The 16,824-nt window shown below is 36.6% G+C and carries 14 protein-coding genes; 1 reads left to right on the plus strand and 13 read right to left on the minus strand.

Annotated elements, in window-relative coordinates; all coding sequences use genetic code 11:
* Nucleotides 1-2: 2 nt before the first annotated feature.
* From GS03_RS06485 to GS03_RS06500, 4 genes are all read right to left on the minus strand, one after another.
* Nucleotides 3-1,649 (minus strand): OstA-like protein, encoded by a 1,647-nt coding sequence (locus GS03_RS06485; RefSeq protein WP_136151740.1) that lies wholly within the window; start codon nucleotides 1,647-1,649, stop codon nucleotides 3-5.
* 146 nt (nucleotides 1,650-1,795) lie between these two features.
* Nucleotides 1,796-4,774, minus strand: coding sequence for a T9SS type A sorting domain-containing protein (locus tag GS03_RS06490; RefSeq protein WP_136151741.1), 2,979 nt, complete (start codon nucleotides 4,772-4,774; stop codon nucleotides 1,796-1,798).
* A gap of 12 nt (nucleotides 4,775-4,786) precedes the next feature.
* Complete coding sequence (locus GS03_RS06495; protein WP_136151742.1) at nucleotides 4,787-5,548, minus strand: LytR/AlgR family response regulator transcription factor; 762 nt, start codon at nucleotides 5,546-5,548, stop codon at nucleotides 4,787-4,789.
* A 3-nt stretch (nucleotides 5,549-5,551) separates the two neighbouring features.
* On the minus strand, nucleotides 5,552-7,486 hold the full coding sequence (locus GS03_RS06500; RefSeq protein WP_136151743.1) for a tetratricopeptide repeat-containing sensor histidine kinase: 1,935 nt from the start codon (nucleotides 7,484-7,486) through the stop codon (nucleotides 5,552-5,554).
* A 283-nt stretch (nucleotides 7,487-7,769) separates the two neighbouring features.
* Here GS03_RS06500 and GS03_RS06505 point away from each other — a divergent pair, with 283 nt between their 5' ends.
* Nucleotides 7,770-9,563: an alpha-amylase family protein gene (locus tag GS03_RS06505; protein WP_246034194.1), complete on the plus strand. Its 1,794-nt coding sequence runs from the start codon at nucleotides 7,770-7,772 to the stop codon at nucleotides 9,561-9,563.
* 66 nt (nucleotides 9,564-9,629) lie between these two features.
* Here GS03_RS06505 and GS03_RS06510 read toward each other — a convergent pair whose 3' ends face one another.
* The 9 genes from GS03_RS06510 to GS03_RS06550 all read right to left on the minus strand — a co-directional run bounded on the left by GS03_RS06510 (nucleotide 9,630) and on the right by GS03_RS06550 (nucleotide 16,795).
* Nucleotides 9,630-10,046 (minus strand): DUF3788 domain-containing protein, encoded by a 417-nt coding sequence (locus GS03_RS06510; RefSeq protein ID WP_136151745.1) that lies wholly within the window; start codon nucleotides 10,044-10,046, stop codon nucleotides 9,630-9,632.
* Nucleotides 10,047-10,176: 130 nt separating this feature from the next.
* A complete protein-coding gene (locus tag GS03_RS06515; protein ID WP_136151746.1) occupies nucleotides 10,177-10,554 on the minus strand; it encodes a nuclear transport factor 2 family protein in 378 nt (125 codons plus the stop codon).
* 15 nt (nucleotides 10,555-10,569) lie between these two features.
* A complete protein-coding gene (locus GS03_RS06520; protein WP_136151747.1) occupies nucleotides 10,570-11,133 on the minus strand; it encodes a hypothetical protein in 564 nt (187 codons plus the stop codon).
* A gap of 81 nt (nucleotides 11,134-11,214) precedes the next feature.
* A complete protein-coding gene (locus tag GS03_RS06525; RefSeq protein WP_136151748.1) occupies nucleotides 11,215-12,486 on the minus strand; it encodes an adenylosuccinate synthase in 1,272 nt (423 codons plus the stop codon).
* Nucleotides 12,487-12,506: 20 nt separating this feature from the next.
* A complete protein-coding gene (locus GS03_RS06530) occupies nucleotides 12,507-12,722 on the minus strand; it encodes a hypothetical protein (RefSeq protein ID WP_136151749.1) in 216 nt (71 codons plus the stop codon).
* Nucleotides 12,722-13,180 carry a Fur family transcriptional regulator gene (locus tag GS03_RS06535; RefSeq protein WP_136151750.1) on the minus strand — a complete coding sequence of 153 codons (459 nt, stop codon included), beginning with the start codon at nucleotides 13,178-13,180 and terminating at the stop codon, nucleotides 12,722-12,724. Before GS03_RS06535 ends, GS03_RS06530 begins: the two co-directional genes overlap by 1 nt.
* Before the next feature lie 73 nt (nucleotides 13,181-13,253).
* Nucleotides 13,254-15,473, minus strand: coding sequence for a RelA/SpoT family protein (locus GS03_RS06540; RefSeq protein WP_136151751.1), 2,220 nt, complete (start codon nucleotides 15,471-15,473; stop codon nucleotides 13,254-13,256).
* A 60-nt stretch (nucleotides 15,474-15,533) separates the two neighbouring features.
* The gene (locus tag GS03_RS06545; protein ID WP_136151752.1) at nucleotides 15,534-15,977 is read right to left on the minus strand and encodes a DoxX family protein; all 444 of its coding nucleotides are present in this window, start codon (nucleotides 15,975-15,977) and stop codon (nucleotides 15,534-15,536) included.
* 35 nt (nucleotides 15,978-16,012) lie between these two features.
* Nucleotides 16,013-16,795: a TrmH family RNA methyltransferase gene (locus GS03_RS06550; protein ID WP_136151753.1), complete on the minus strand. Its 783-nt coding sequence runs from the start codon at nucleotides 16,793-16,795 to the stop codon at nucleotides 16,013-16,015.
* Nucleotides 16,796-16,824: the final 29 nt, after the last annotated feature.

Raw genomic sequence — 16,824 nt, forward strand, 5'->3', positions numbered from 1 at the left:
CTCTATTTTACCACTGGCTTTGGGTTATTCTTATCGTAATCCAAAGTTTCTTTGCTTGGTTCCAGCGGTAGATTGTCTTTAGCCATTTCGGCTTTTCTATCTGCTTGAATTTTGGCATCGAGTTCATTTTCTTCAGGCGGAAAAATATCGTCTTTCGATTTTATTCGTTCATCGGCACGCCAAATGAAGCCGCGTAATTTCCTAGCATTTTCGGGCAAGTCCTTTTCGGGATAAATATCGCCATCCGGATTGTTATAGACTGTTATGGTTTCAATAGTATTTTTGTCTAAAATCAAATTGATTTTGCTACCAACACTTTTGTTAATTCCGATGAGTTCGTGTTTGTCATTTCGCATATAATAAATGACTTCGGTGTTTTTTATAATATCAACTTCGCTGAGTTTATTGTCTTTAAATTTGCCGTAAAGATTTAGTCCTTTCACTTGATTATATCCGGTTCCAATGGTGTCTTTTGATATGATAAAAGCATTGTTCAGTACTTTGAGTGAATCGAGTTTTTCAGTCTTGTTATTTCCAATGAGATGCATAATGTCACCTGTCATTTGGTTATCGTAATTCCAAAGGATCGGTCTGCCTATGAGTTTTGTCAGCGCAATTTTTTGATTGGAATGTATTGAATCGCACTTACCACTCATATCCGTTTTATAAAAACGAACGTTATTGAAAGCACGAATAATACGTTCTCCCGTTTTTCCGGTAATCAACATTTTCTTTCCGTGAATGTACATCGAATCATTTTCTACCAATGATATGGCAACGGCTCTTTTGGTAATCATCATCGAATCTTTTTCCGTTTTCAGATTTCGATAAATCTCGGCATAATGCCCTTTGATAATTCCTTTGTTTATTGAATCGGTAACCTTTACATTATTAGTTGCCGATGCATATTCCCGGTTTCGGTCGTAGTACAAACTATCACCTTCAATTCTCCGATCCTTGTATTTGATATAGGACTTTCGAAGAAAATGCGCCAGATTTTTTTTGGTATCATAAAAACCTTTTTCGGTGTAAATGAAATTCTCCTTACTCGTTATGGTTGAAGGACCAAATAAATAGGAGTGACCCGAATTGGTATAATAATCCAAATGATTAGACTTGATGGTATATTTTGGATTAGTAATGGTAACAGCTGTTAGAAATTTAAACTTCTTTTCGTTGGCAAAATACCTTCCGGATTTGCTTCTCAGTTTATTTTCCTTGCTCGTAATCGTTCCGTAAGTGTTGTAATACGCTTCCTGTGTATTTCTGTCAAAGTTGATTGTATCGGTAACCAAAGTCGATTCGGGAGAGCGCATCACTACATTTCCTGTAGCATAAGCTTGCTTTACTTCGCCATTATATTCCGCATATTTGCTGTTTAAGAAAAGCGTATCACCTTGCACCATTTGGACTTCGCCAAAAGCTTTGATATAGTTTTCCTTTTGAAAAAAATAAGCTTTGTTACAGGTAAAAATTACACCTTCATGGTTTACTCTAACATTTCCCTGAAGCAAAGCTGCATCTGGAAACAGCGTTTCATCGACATCAAAATGATCGGCATGTTCAACAACTATTTTGGATGATTTTTGCGCATTTATAGTGGTTAATGTAAAGAGCAATAATCCGAAGTAAAAAAGTAACTTTTTCAATGAAAATATATTTGCCCCAAATTTAGGAAATTAGGAACAATGAAAAGGCTTATTAAGAATTATTTATCAATAGATAGCCGGAATTAGTTTCCAAAAAAAAGCGCTAACCTTAAATTAAGAATCAGCGCCTTTCCACTTACTTAACTTTATTCTTTGACCACTTTTTCTACTTTACTTCCTTTATCTGAAGTTATTTTGAGGAAATAAACACCATTTGATTTACCTGAAATATCGAAAGAAACTTCATTACTATTAGCTAAATCAGTTTCTAATAATCTTCCCTGAATATCATATAAGGATACCGATTGAATTGTAGAATTACTACTGATGTTGATTAATGAATGAGTCGGATTTGGATATACTTTCACACTGTTATCGAATTCGTGAATCGGATTGTTTAAGGTAGCGAAAGTCGTCTGCGCATCATTCGTGTTAATTGGGGCATTATAATCGAAATAGATTTTAGCTGTTTTGCTTACATAATCTCCGTTTACCAAACTGTTTTTTGATTTTATTTTGAATAACACATCGCCATGTCCACCAACCGGAGGCGTACCAGTTGCCGCAGCAAGTTGAATGTTTTGGAAAACAAACTCGACAGTATTTCCTGTTATTTTTATGTATGACTGATGTGAGGTTCCTAAAACCTGTAACGAATTGATATCATATTTAGTAATGTCAATTACATCTTTTACCACCACATTTTCAGCAGCATAGTTTCCTGTATTTTCAAAGGTCACTCCATAGTGAAGGTATTTGCCAATTTCTGTCACAGGAAGTAAGTCGCCTTCAAAACAAATGATTGCATTCGGGTCATAAGAACCCACTACTGTTTGGTCTAAGGTAAATGCATTATCATCCCAGTTTTCATCTGTTGTTATATCAATAAAGGAAGTGAAAGTCAATATGTCTCCAATATTTGACGCTGGGCTTAGATTTAAAGTTATTAGCACGCTGCCACTTTGAAAAGGTTGCAAGCCCATGACGGTCCATGCTAAGTGCCCACTCGAAGTCGCAGTTGGTGTCACCGAGGAAGAAACAAAGTCCAGCAAGGTATCATTATAGCTAAAGTTAAGAAACACAGGAGAGGTTTGATTCCCTTTGTTTTTGTATGTCAGTTTATAAGTAGCATTAAATCCGGGACGAGCTGTGGTTAAGGGCTGAATGACCATTTCTACATCTCTGTGAATACCATTTGGCGCCAAACAGAAATTTTGTGTTATTGTGTGATTGAGATTATCAGCAAATGGAATTGTTGCAGTAACAGGACTGAAAGTAAACCACGTCGGATTTTCAATCTGAGGTGTGATAGTGAAATTACCGTCCTGAGTATAAAACGAATAGTTACCGGTAGCGTTAGTAAAAGTATCGCCTGTATTCGTACCATCATTAATGTTGATTTTGATAAGAGGCTGAGGTGCGTCACCGGCATCACAGCCATCGCCATTACCGTCAAAAATAATGTTACCGGTTATCGTATTAAAATTACCTCCCGGAACAAAAGAACAATACGAGGTAACTATAGTTGAAAATCCTTGTGAGATGAAAAGAGTTTGGTAATAATCGACTTCATCTTCATCGGCGCATACAAACTGAAGGTTAGGATTGGCAGAAATCATAGAAACAGCATTACAGACCCCACCATTTTTTATGTTTAAATAATTTAGCGTGTTGCTGTTGGAACATTGAACACCACACAATACCGGATTATGGCTTAAGTCGAGTTCCGTAAATAAATTACCGTCGCAGTTTATGCTTGTAAGACCTGCAAAAGCGGAAACATCAATCGAAGTAAGATTGGTATAACGAACGTTCAAATCGACAATGCTGGTCAAACCTGTCATATTCAAAGAAGTAATTGGGGCAGCGGCACAATGAAAATTAACCAGATTTGTACAATTCGATACATCAAGGCTTGTCATTGGGTTTGCGCCACAATTTAAATCTGTAAGCGCAGTATTATTCGATAAATCCAGAGTACTGAGATTATTGTTTCGGCACGATAAATATTGTAAAAGCGGCGCTCCGGTAACATCTAAGCTGCTGATTTGATTTTGTTCGCACCAAACATTTCTGAGATTGGGTTTTCCACTAAGGTCAAGCGTATTAATCCAATAATTGCCACCACAGAAAAGTCTTTCCAAAGCAGGGCAATTGCTAACGTTCAGGTTGTGTATCTGGTTGTATTGGCATTGAAAATCTCTAAGGTTTTGCAGTCCGCTTACATCAAGAGTCTCAATATTACAACCGGTAGGCGTATAAAATACTTCCAAATTCAGAAAGCTTTTAATACCTTCAAAAGTAGTTGTAGCAATATTGATAGGATCTAGTCGATGAGCCAGTAAGGCTTCGGTTACCTGAATTTCACCATCACCATTTACATCCAAAACCACCGGATTGGATGTAGCATCAGTGGCTATATTACCAAAGACTAATTCCCATTTGAAATTTGGATCAGGAATATAAACAATATCAGGATTAGTAACAATCAATTGAAATGAAACTATTGCAGAGCATCCGTTTACGTTTTGAACTCTGGCATAAATATTTTCCGGATTACTGCTATTTGTATAAGCAGCTTCATTAATGATTTGATTTACCTGTGCCTGAGCGCTCGGCAAATCGTGATAATAAGCTATAGTTGTCCCTACATCACTCGTGATAATGTTATTCTGTGTTGTCAAATCAAAAGTAGCTTGCCCATCAAACGGAATATCAACATAGGTCATATTTGGTGGTGTATTGACTGTTGGTGTAGGCATGAATACCAATTCAAATGAAGTAATGGCAGGGATTGGATCTATAGGGTCAGTAACACGAACCCAAATGATTTGTCCAATTGGTATGATGTTCGCAAAAGCAGTTGGATTAGTAATTGGGTTGCCTCCAGTTTCTGCATCAGTTTGAGTTTCATGAAAAGTTACCGATAGGTTAGGGTTACCATTGATAATAATAGGTATATTAAGGGTCAAATCCCAAACTTCAAAATTGTCATTGTTGTAATCACACATTTGTAAAGGTGGCGGCGTGTTGATGACAGGCTGTGCAAAAGCAAGACCTGTTACAAATAATAAAAGCAGCGTAATTGTTCTCATGGGTTGGGAGATTATAGTATTGGTTTTCATGACATTGTTTTTTTAAAGTGCTTTAATCAGTTCCTGCAATTTATCTTTTTTGCTTTGCGCGATAGGGATGTTGGTATTATCAGCCATAATCACATAACCACCATCCGATTTTATATAGGATTTCAAATAGGAAAGATTAATCAAATGTGACTGATGAACCCTTTCAAATCCGTGTTCAGTAAGCAGTTCTTCATATTCCTTTAGCGTTCTCGATATTAATATGGGCTTATGATTTTTGATAAAAAACTCTGTATAATTTACTTTGGCTTCACACCGAATAATATCGGACACTTCAAAAAGATGAATGCCATCACTCGTTGACAACGCAATTCTCTTGAAATTATCTACTTTCTTTCGGATATTTTCCAAAAGCAAATCGATGTGTTCAAAGGAATTTGATTTGCTTGCCACTTGTTTTATTTTGTTGATGGTGTGCTGCAATTCCTCAGGATCAACAGGCTTTAAAATAAAATCCAAAGCCGAAAATTTAAACGCCTTAACTGCATACTGCTCATGCGCCGTGATAAAAACTATATGGGCATTAGTTTTACTGTTATTTATAGCAATGCGTTCTAAAATATCAAAGCCAGTTCCGTCCGACAGATGAATATCAAGAAAGATGACTTGTGGTTTCAGTTTTTCAATGGAAACGATTCCGGTTTTTACACTTTCGGCCTCACCAATAATGGCAATATCATCGGTATAGCGTTCCAATAGGGCTTTTAATCCTTTGCGAAGGTGCTTGTCGTCGTCTATTAAAATGGCGGTTATCATAAGTTATGAAATATATTGTATTGGCAATAGCAATGTTACCTGTGTGCCTGTGATTTCGTTATTGGTTGTTAGTTCCTTAATCTCTATTTGTGCCGATTTGTTGGTGGTCGCTTCCATAATTTCCAGACGCTTTTTGGTAATTTCCAATGCCATTGATTTATGTGCGGTCACTGAGTTTTCTTTTAGTTGTTTGGATTGCGTTAATCCAATGCCATCGTCAGTAATGGTACAAATTAGCTGCCCATTTTTCACATCAAAATTAATTTCAATTTTTCCATTTCCTTCCTTTGGAACCATACCGTGAAGAATGGCATTTTCTACAAAAGGCTGTATCAATAATGGTGGCATTCCCATATTAAATTCTACTGCTTCGCTGGACGTTATTTTGAAAGTGAATTTTTGATGAAAACGCAATTGCTCCAATTCTAAATAATTTTGTAAGCTTTCAATTTCTTTGTCAATCGGAATGATAGCACCTTTGGAATATTCTAAAGTAAGCCGCATTAATTTTGAAAATTTAGACAAATATTTCAATGCCGAATCGGTGCCGTTTTGCACAATAAAACTCGAAATTGATCCCAAGCAATTGAAAACAAAATGCGGATTCATTTGCAGATGCAAGGCTTTCTGTTCATATTCGGCAACTTCTTTTTGCAGCGTCAAACGACGTTTTACCTGACGGCGGTTATAAATAAGAAATACCAATCCGATTAATAATATTGCACCAAGTATACTAAAGATGGTAAATTGTGTTTGTCTTTTACCTTGTTCTGCCAAAAGTGCTTCTCTCTTTTTGTATTCATAGTTCATTTCAACCTGAACAAACTTTTTGTTATTTTCTTCATTGGTAATGCTGTCACGGGCAACAATATAATTTTTATAATGTTCTAAAGATTGCGCTGGCTGATTGAGTTGGCTGTACAAATCACTAAGCAGTTTTTCCGAATGAAAGGTTTGGTCAAGCACGCCAATTTCCTTGGCATAAGCCAATGATTTGGTAGCATACGTCATCGCTTCATTATACTTCTTTTGATCAGAGTAAAGTTGGCCTAAATTATATAATGCCAAGGAAGCACCGAATTTATTCTGCAAGGACTCATACATTTCCAAAGCGCGATTGTAATAGCTCGTCGCCTGGCTGATGTCCTTTTGTTTTTTATAATAATCACCAAGATAGTTGTTTAGTAAGGCATAACCACGAACGTTATTTATGGTTTTAAAATACTTTTCTGCTTTTTGGTAATATTGAAAAGCAGTTGCAGCATTGTTTTGTTCAAAGTAAATTACACCAATATTCGTCAGCGTAACCGGAACGGTTTGTTCTCCGGTTTGTTCCTGAATTTTTAAGGACTTTTTAAAATATTCTAAAGCTTTATCATTGTTACCCTGAGACTTGTAAACAACGCCTATGTTATTACAAACTTTTGAAATGCTGCCTTTTTGATCAATTTCCTGATAAATTTTTAGAGCTTTCTCATAGTTCTCCAGTGCTGCATAATAATTGCTTTCCTGTGAAAAAATGACTCCTAAACTGGCGTAACTTCTGGCAAGACCATTTTTATAACTCTTATTTCCGGTCTCAGCATCAAGCAGTTTGTGATAGATAAGTTGCGCTTTGCTAAATGCTTTCTTTGCATTTTTATATTCGCCTAAAATAATATGAACATTCCCCTGATTTATAGCTGCAGCGGCAAGTCCGTCATTGTATTGAATTTTTCGAGCTAATCCTTCCGCTTTTTTGGCATAATAAAGAGAAGAATCAACATAACTTTCTTTGAATTCAAAAGCCAGATGATTATAAATATTCACTTTCGCCGTGTCAATTTTGGCAATGCGAATTACTCTTTTTAAGCTGTCTATAGTCTTATTTTGAGAATAAGTTGTTGTGGCGTGCACAATACAAAACAAGAAGATTGCTATTTTCAGAATTGTTTTCAAGATGATGACAATTAAATTTCTAAAACAAATATAACCTAAGTTTTGGCTACAAAATCAACCATTTTTTATTCTCGTTGTTTTAATTATTATTCATCTGCTTTAACTTATTATTCTAAAAAGTAACCTAATGCCACTGCTATAATTCAGCTATTTCCTTATATTTGTTGTTACGACTTATTGAACCTATTTTAAGTCAGAAGTAAGTATGAAAACAAGTTTAACATTTGCCGTAGTTATGAGTTGTGTTATAGCAAATACGACGATTGCTCAAAAAAAGACCACTATGCCTGCCAAATCCAAAGTAATTACCACACCTAAAAAAGATGTAGTTTATCAAGTTTTTACCCGCTTGTTCGGAAACAAAAATACCACAAACAAACCTTGGGGAACAATTGAAGAAAACGGAGTTGGGAAGTTCAATGATTTTACAGATAAAGCGTTACAGGAAATCAAGAAACTGGGCGTGACTTATATATGGTATACCGGAGTTCCGCATCATGATGTGATTAGAGATTATACCAAATATGGCATTTCCAATGATGATCCCGAAGTGGTAAAAGGCCGTGCCGGTTCTCCTTATGCGGTGAAGGATTATTATAATGTAAATCCGGATTTGGCGGTTAATCCAGCGAAGCGATTAGAAGAATTTGAAGCATTAATTGCCCGAACCCATAAGAATGGTTTAAAAGTCATTATCGATATAGTACCAAATCACATCGCCAGAAATTATCATAGTTTGAGTAATCCGAAAGGCGTTACCGATTTTGGTGCAGAAGATAATACTTCGGTTGAATATGCAAGAGATAATAATTTCTATTATATACCGGGCAAAGCGTTCGAAGTGCCAACTTCACCAACATACAAACCTTTAAATGGCGAACAAAATCCGTTAATTGATGGCAAGTTTGCCGAGTTCCCGGCAAAATGGACAGGCAATGGTTCGCGCGAAGCAAAACCGGATATTAATGACTGGTATGAAACCGTAAAAGTAAATTACGGCATCAAACCTGATGGTTCAAAAGATTTTCCGGAATTGCCACAAGGATTTGACAAAAAAGACTGTAAAGCGCATTATGAGTTTTGGAAAGACAAAGATGTACCAAGTTCATGGAAAAAATTTCGTGATATTGCTTTGTATTGGACAGCAAAAGGCGTAGATGGTTTTCGTTATGATATGGCCGAAATGGTGCCTTATGAGTTTTGGAGTTATATGAATTCGGCTATAAAGATGAAGAATCCAAAAGCATTTTTATTGGCTGAGGTTTATAATCCTAAAGAATACAGAAACTATATTAATCTTGGAAAAATGGATTATCTGTATGACAAAGTAGAAACTTATGATCATTTAAAATCGATAATACAAGGAGAAGCTTTACCTGAACCACTTTCGGAAATTCAGGAAGGCATGGCTGATATAGAGCACCATATGCTGCACTTTTTGGACAATCATGATGAGCAGCGTTTGGCAAGCCCGGAATTTGCAGGAACTCCCGAGAAAGGGAAGCCAATGATGGTTGTATCGGCTACGATCAGTTCTTCACCAACGATGATTTATTTCGGACAGGAAGTAGGCGAGGATGGAAAAGAAAATGCAGGTTTTGGAACTCATTCGCGTACTTCTATTTTTGATTATGTCGGCGTTCCACATCATCAACGTTGGATGAATGGAGGTAAATTTGACGGCGGACAATTATCTAAAAGCGAAGCTGATTTACGTGATTTTTACAAACGCTTACTCAACTTTACATTATATAGTGATGCCTTGACAGGTAAGTTCAAAGAAATACAAACTATCAACCGAAACGAAACCAAACGATATGATCCGGGAATGTATTCCTATGTGCGCTGGACAGCCAAAGAAAAACTGATTGTAGTAGTGAATTTCTCTTGGGTAACCACCAGTAATTTTGAGTTGAAAGTGCCGGAAGATGTTATTAAAATTTGGAATATCAAAGACGGATTGTACGATGTAAAAGACCAACTCTACGGAAGCACCGCACAGTTAAAAGTAACAGATGGCAAAGGAACTATACGGTTGAGTGTGAAGCCGAGCGAGAGTTTTATATTTAAGTTGTAATTTTTTACACCTGACAGGTTTTTCACATCTGTCAGGTGTAAACTAGTTATTTAGTTTTGCTCAAGTCTAATTCCTAATTTTAATCTCAATCAATTTTTGGATGTCCTCAAGATTTGATTTATCTCTAACCTCAATCCTAATTCCTCTTCCTTCAGCATAAACCTTAGCTGCTTTAAGTTCTTGTTTTATAACTTCAGAAATATCACTTTCAAAAATCTGTTCAGTAGCTTTCTGTCCAAAAACAAATCCAGTTTTAAAGAAATTATCTCTCGGAAGTAAATAAATTAAAACCCTTTTAGCATCTTTTACTCTATAGCTCCACCCAAATTTTTCTCCTGAAAAATTCCATTCTGCTTTTGCATTAGGATAGTTTTTTATGGCATATGCTTCAAAGTTTGTCCAAATATCGAATGTATTGCCTAAACCTTTTTTTAAATCATCTAATGTCGGCTCACTATTTTTGTCAATAAATATACTTTTCATTTTTGGTGTTTTTAAAACTTGATTTCGGTGGCAAGTTTTTTTTGGAATTTGTACTAATTTGGTTTAGCTGATATAGAAAAATAGTACAAAAAATTTATAATATGAAAGAGGTTCAAACCCTTTTGGGATTCTATCCTTTGACATACGCCAGTTTTTCTGCCACTTTGCCTTCAACTATCTTAAAAACATCCACACCGCGCAAATGCCAGGGTTGTCCGTCTTTCATTTTGCGATAAATCCATCGGACTACACAGCGGTTTCCGGCTGCAAAAATATCTTCGGCTTCAAAATGAGCATCCGGACTGTTGGTAAAAAACTTTTCCCAGAATTCGCGCACCGCTGTAGCACCTTCCAAACGAGTACCATCAGGCATTGGTGCCGTATTTTCAAACACACAATCTTCGGTCATTAAATTCATAACCGCTTCTACATCATGCTCGTTAAAGGCCGAATTGAAATTTTCTACTACACTAAGGGTTTCGGCTGTGTTTTTTTCATAATCATTCATTACAGTAGATTTTAGTTACTTTACACCTTTCTCTTTTACATACCAGGCAAACCACAAGGAGACCAGCGCCCAGCCTATAATCATGTCATATACTGTCGACTTAACATAGTGCCATGGGAAATCCCACCAGTTCATCTCGGTAAACGTACACTCCAACAGGACAAATAACGAGAAGCACATCGATACGGCAAAGCGTTTTCCAAAAGTAGGGTAGCTGCCACTATACAATACAAAAGCTACCAAAAGGCAGGCAAGTAACGAATAGAGAAACCCTTTAGCCATCTGGCTTGAGTCCATGGCGTTCATTTTGGTGTGGTAAAATACCATTGCCCAAGGCTTGCCTACACTTTCGTTCATTATTTTTTCGGTTTCTGCTTCCGAATTGGGAGCATTCCAGTCCGCCGAAGGCATATAATAAACACCGTCCTGCGTAAGATTGGTGTTTAGGGTTTGCATGATAGCTCCCTGATTGGGAGTGTAAATGCTAAAATCGTTGTGGAATCCGCCCATCCACATAATGGTTTGAAAGACAAAGAAAATAAGCGCACCAACTAAACTTCCAATAACTACTTTTTTCATGATATGATTATATTTAATGGTTAGTACTACTAAGATATGAAAAAAATAAAAAACCCTCTCATTATTGAAAGGGTTTCATCTTTATTTAGTTATAGTTTGCTTCCTGTCAGGACCAACAGAGACAATCTTAATTGGCACTTCTAACTCGCCTTCTATAAACTCTATGTAGTCTTTTAGTTCTTTTGGTAAACTTTCAAAGGTGGTTAAACCGGTTAAATCCTGTTTCCATCCTTTGAATTCGGCATAAATAGGCGTAATGTTTTCTTCTTCAATATTAAATGGTAAATGATGAATTATTTCACCTTTATAAGTGTAGCCCGTACAAACTTTCAAGGTTTCAAAGCCCGAAAGCACATCGCCTTTCATCATCATCAGTTGGGTTACACCGTTTATTTGTACCGCATATTTCAACGCTACTAAATCGAGCCAGCCACAACGTCTTTTTCTTCCTGTAACTGAACCAAATTCGTTACCAACTTTTGCCATAATATCGCCTGCCTCGTCAAAATCTTCGGTAGGAAATGGTCCTGAACCAACACGTGTTGTATAGGCCTTGAAAATCCCAAAAACTTCTTTGATTTTATTCGGAGCGATTCCTAAACCTGTGCAGGCTCCGGCAGCTGTGGTATTAGATGAGGTTACAAACGGATAGGTTCCAAAGTCAACATCCAATAACGACCCTTGTGCGCCTTCGCATAGGATCGATTTTCCTGCTTTTTGAGCTTGTGCCAAATATTCTTCGCTATCAATAAAATCCAATTTTTTTAAGTCTTCAATAGCTTCAAAAAATTCTTTTTCCAGTTCAGCTAAATTGTATTGAAGCTCCACACCATAAAAAGCAATCATGGATTCGTGCTTGTCAGCCAAAACTCTATATTTTTCTTTGAAATCAGCTAATTCAATATCGCCCACACGGATTCCGTTTCTACCGGTTTTGTCCATATACGTTGGTCCAATGCCTTTTAGTGTCGAGCCAATTTTGCCTTTTCCTTTTGCAATTTCAGAAGCGGCATCAAGCAAACGATGCGTAGGCAAAATTAAATGCGCTTTACGCGATATAAACAATTTTGATTTTAAATCAAGATTGAATTTGGCCAAACCATCAATCTCACTTTTGAAAACTACAGGGTCAATCACGACACCGTTTCCTATAAGGTTGATGTTGTTGCCATGAAAAATCCCCGAAGGAATGGTTCTTAAAACATGTTTTATTCCGTCAAATTCTAAAGTGTGTCCGGCATTTGGTCCGCCCTGAAAACGAGCAATAATGTCGTATTTTGAGGTGAGAACATCAACAATTTTTCCTTTGCCTTCGTCACCCCATTGTAATCCGAGTAGTAAATCTACAGTCATTGTGTGTTGTTTGTGTGTAGTTAAGTGTTGTTTTTTTTCTTTGAAATATCTAATTTAAAAAAGTAGTTTAATACTCCCAAGGTCAAGGCTGTAAAGAATGCAGTTAAAAGAAGTTTGAATGCAAATTCTAATGTAAAGCCTGAAAGTCCTTCAAAAAGTTCAATTACTATTTTATATACAATTATGAAAACGAATACGCCAATAAATGTCTTTTTAAAATAGTCGAATGGCTTCATTATAGTTGTTCTTTTTTACTCGCATAGAAGTACAGCGAATGGTTGTGGATTTCAATACCAAATATTTCTTCGATGGTTTGTTTGATGGTTTGGATTCTTGGGTCACAAAACTCAATTACTTCGCCAGTGTCGGTCATGATTATATGATCGTGCTGCTTGTCGAAATACGATTTCTCATAATGAGCCTGATTTTGTCCAAACTGATGTTTGCGTACCAAACCACAATCTAATAAAAGTTCAATCGTGTTGTATAAGGTAGCACGCGACACACGATAGTTTTTGTTTTTCATTTTGATATACAAATTCTCAATATCAAAATGCTCTTCGCTATCATAGATCTCCTGAAGGATAGCATAGCGTTCAGGTGTTTTGCGGTGTCCTTTGTTTTCAAGATACAGCGTAAAAACGTTTTTTACGGTCTCTTGATTTTTAGTATTATCGGATGCAATTAGTGTCATGGGACAAAGGTAATTTTTTTGTTTAAGGTATCAAAGTTTAATAACTCATAACTCATAATTTATAACTTAATAACTAGTTTGTATAAACCCTGGTTACTTTATCAATGCCATCAATTTTTTTGATATTATCGATGAGTTTTTTCAGAATCGCATTATTTTGTACAATAACGGCAACTTGTCCATAAAATATTCCGGCTTCACCACTCAGGGAAATACTTTGGATATTCACATGCATATTGTTTGAAATTACTTTGGTTAATTCATTGGTTAACCCTAAACTATCCATACCCGTAATTTTCAAAATAGCTTTGAACTCTTGTTGCGATGAATCAATCCATTTGGCCAGCATAATTCGGTACGCATAATTCGATTGTAGCGCAATGGCGTTTGGACAATCTTTTTTGTGTACTTTGATGCCTTCGTTGATGGTAATAAAACCAAACACATCATCGCCGGGAATCGGGTTGCAACAGGAAGATAATTTATAATCGAGTTTATCTTGCTCCGGACCAAAAACGAGCATGTCGTAATTGCTGTTGAGTACGGGTTTGTTAATTTCTTCAGGATTAGCATTTGGCGAACGCTTGATTTTATTTTTGAAGAAATTCATCAAAGTATTGCTTTTTTGAGCAGCAAAATCCTTGAGTTGTTGGTTTTCTATAGAGCCAATTCCGGCGCGGTAAAACAAATCTAAACTGGTTTTTAGCTTAAAGTAGTTTACCAATTCATTGACCACATTTTCATTTATAGTGATTTTTAAATGCTTTAGTTTCCGGGTCAGTAATTCTTTTCCGTCTTCGGCAATTTTCTTGGTATTTTCGTTGAGAACGTTTCTGATTTTATTTTTGGCCCGAGAAGTCGTTACATAATCCAGCCAGTTGACTGTTGGTTTTTGATGGACAGAAGTAATGATTTCTATTTGGTCACCACTTTTTAATTCGTGATTGAGCGGCACTAATTTCCCGTTAACGCGGGTTCCGCGGGTTTTGATTCCGATTTCGGAATGTATGCTAAAAGCGAAGTCGAGTGAAGTGGCACCTTTTGGCAATGATTTTATTTCACCTTTTGGCGTAAAGACAAAGATTTCTTTGGCATACAAATTCATTTTGAAATCTTCTACAAAGTCGACTGCATTGGTTTCAGAACTTTCTAATGCTTCTTTCAAAAGATTCAACCAAGTATCCAAACCGCTTTCCTCAGTAGCGCCTTGTTTGTATTTGTAGTGCGCAGCGTATCCTTTTTCGGCAATTTCATCCATACGTTCGCTTCGCACCTGAATTTCAACCCAGCGGCCTTTTGGCCCCATAACGGTAATGTGCAAAGCTTCATAACCTGTCGATTTTGGTGACGAAATCCAGTCGCGCAAACGACTTGGACTTGGGCGATAATGATCGGTAACTATAGAATAAATTTTCCAGGCCAGGAATTTCTCGTCGTGAAGATTCGATTTGTATATAATTCGCAGTGCAAATTTATCATAGACTTCATCAAAAGTTACGTTTTGCGCCGCCATTTTTCTACGAATGGAATAAATTGATTTTGGTCGGCCTTTCAGGGTGTACTCAACACCTTCTTCGTCTAACGATTTTTTTAAAACAGCCGATATCGTTTTGATGTATTCGTCCTGCTCTTCTTTGGTTTCCTTGATTTTGCTGACAATATCTTTATAAACATCAGGCTCGGTATACTTCAAACCTAAGTCTTCCAGTTTTGTTTTGATGTTATACAAGCCCAAACGATGCGCAAGAGGCGCATAGATGTATAAGGTTTCCGAAGCAATTTTTACCTGCTTGTAATCCGGCATGGAATCCATGGTTTGCATATTGTGCAAACGGTCAGCAATTTTGATTAAAATCACACGCACATCATCATTCAGCGTCAATAGCATTTTACGGAAATTTTCCGCCTGCATTGAGATGTTCATGTCTTTTTTAACCTGGGAAATTTTGGTCAGACCTTCGACCAAGTGTGCAATCTTTGGATTGAATTTTTTTTCGATGTCTTCAATAGTTACATCAGTATCTTCAACAACATCATGCATCAAGGCGGCGGCGATACTTGTTGCACCAAGACCAATTTCGGAAGCCACAATTTTGGCAACACCAATAGGATGAAAAATATAAGCCTCACCCGATTTACGGCGTTGGTCTTTGTGTGCTTCAACGGCAACATCAAAGGCCTTTCGTATGAGTTTTTTATCAGAATCGGTTAAGGTTTGATAACTTATGCGAAGTAATTCCTTGTATTCTCGGGCAATGGCTTTTTTTTCTTCTTCTAAATCTATTTCAATCATAGCATGTTCAATCAATTCCTAAAATTAAGTATAACAAATGAACTGTGCAACTGAATTGTGTTATCGATTGGCAATTTTGTAATCCAGACTATAATTTCCCGGACCAGTAAAATAAATGCCCAAATAAATTACGAAATAGACAAAAGCAGTGTTTACTTCTGTTCCATTATCACCGGAATTGATTACAGCAAATTTGGCAACACAGGCAATTATATATCCCATGCAGATAAGCAATGGAATTAAAGACAACCTAGTAAATAAGCCAAGTATTAAAAATAAACTGCAGAAGAATTCAGCAAAAATGGTCAATGCCAATGGTGCTTTTCCTGTCATGCCAAGAAAGCTAACTTCTTTAGCCCAAAAATCGGAAGCAGCCATAGTTTCGAAATTTATGAGTTTTTGATACCCATAACAGGCCATAAGAACACCAATAATAATTCTGACAAGTAAAATACCTAAAGATAAGTTGATAGGTTGGAACGAGAATACTAGATTTTTTTTCATTTGAATTTGGTTTTATGGTTGATTATTAAATTGTATTACTTAAATCCGCGTTGTCGTTTGGCTTCAAAAATCAATATGGCAGCAGCAACCGAAACATTCATGCTGTCAATTTCGCCCTGCATCGGAATGATAATGTTTTGTGTCGCTTTTTCGCGCCAAAGTTCAGTTAATCCTGTGGCTTCTGTGCCAACAACCAAAGCGGTTGGCGTAGTGTAATCTTGCGTATGATATGATGTCGAATTCTGCAAAGTCGCACTATAGAAATTGATGTTGTTTTTGATTAAAAAATCAATTACTTCTTCGGTTGACCCTGTTGCGATTTGGTTTGTAAACAAACAGCCAACACTGGAACGCACGATATTCGGATTGTATAAATCGGTTTTTGGATTGGCGATAATTACGGCATCGACTTTTGCTGCATCACAAGTTCGCAAAACCGCACCAATATTACCAGGTTTTTCGATAGCTTCCATTACTAAAATCAACGGGTTTTCAGGAAGCTTTAAATCGGATAATTGTAATGATTTGGTTTTGGCAACCGCCAGAATTCCTTCGGTAGTATCGCGATAGGCTAATTTTTGATAGACTTCTTTTGAAATCTCAATTGGGTCATTCGTTAATTTGGTTATTTGGTTATTTGAAACCAATTGGGGAAGAAATAAAACGGTTTCTATTTCATACTTTCCTTTGATTGCTAATTCAATTTCACGCATTCCTTCAATCAAAAAAGTGCCGGATTGTTTTCGCGCTTTAGCTTTTTCCTGAAGCAGAATCAACGATTTTATAAACGGATTTTGAGCGGAAGTTATTTGTTTCATACTTAAGTAAAGAGTGCCAAAGTTACAGC

Source organism: Flavobacterium sangjuense (genome assembly GCF_004797125.1).
GTDB classification, from domain to species: domain Bacteria; phylum Bacteroidota; class Bacteroidia; order Flavobacteriales; family Flavobacteriaceae; genus Flavobacterium; species Flavobacterium sangjuense.

Bases quoted from the DNA above. Each gene is read 5' to 3' on its own strand.
- GS03_RS06495 (WP_136151742.1), bottom strand. From the start codon at position 5,548: ATGATAACCGCCATTTTAATAGACGACGACAAGCACCTTCGCAAAGGA.
- GS03_RS06535 (WP_136151750.1), bottom strand. From the start codon at position 13,180: ATGACACTAATTGCATCCGATAATACTAAAAATCAAGAGACCGTAAAA.
- GS03_RS06490 (WP_136151741.1), bottom strand. From the start codon at position 4,774: ATGAAAACCAATACTATAATCTCCCAACCCATGAGAACAATTACGCTG.
- GS03_RS06550 (WP_136151753.1), bottom strand. From the start codon at position 16,795: ATGAAACAAATAACTTCCGCTCAAAATCCGTTTATAAAATCGTTGATT.
- GS03_RS06525 (WP_136151748.1), bottom strand. From the start codon at position 12,486: ATGACTGTAGATTTACTACTCGGATTACAATGGGGTGACGAAGGCAAA.
- GS03_RS06545 (WP_136151752.1), bottom strand. From the start codon at position 15,977: ATGAAAAAAAATCTAGTATTCTCGTTCCAACCTATCAACTTATCTTTA.
- GS03_RS06540 (WP_136151751.1), bottom strand. From the start codon at position 15,473: ATGATTGAAATAGATTTAGAAGAAGAAAAAAAAGCCATTGCCCGAGAA.
- GS03_RS06520 (WP_136151747.1), bottom strand. From the start codon at position 11,133: ATGAAAAAAGTAGTTATTGGAAGTTTAGTTGGTGCGCTTATTTTCTTT.
- GS03_RS06510 (WP_136151745.1), bottom strand. From the start codon at position 10,046: ATGAAAAGTATATTTATTGACAAAAATAGTGAGCCGACATTAGATGAT.
- GS03_RS06515 (WP_136151746.1), bottom strand. From the start codon at position 10,554: ATGAATGATTATGAAAAAAACACAGCCGAAACCCTTAGTGTAGTAGAA.
- GS03_RS06505 (WP_246034194.1), top strand. From the start codon at position 7,770: ATGCCTGCCAAATCCAAAGTAATTACCACACCTAAAAAAGATGTAGTT.
- GS03_RS06530 (WP_136151749.1), bottom strand. From the start codon at position 12,722: ATGAAGCCATTCGACTATTTTAAAAAGACATTTATTGGCGTATTCGTT.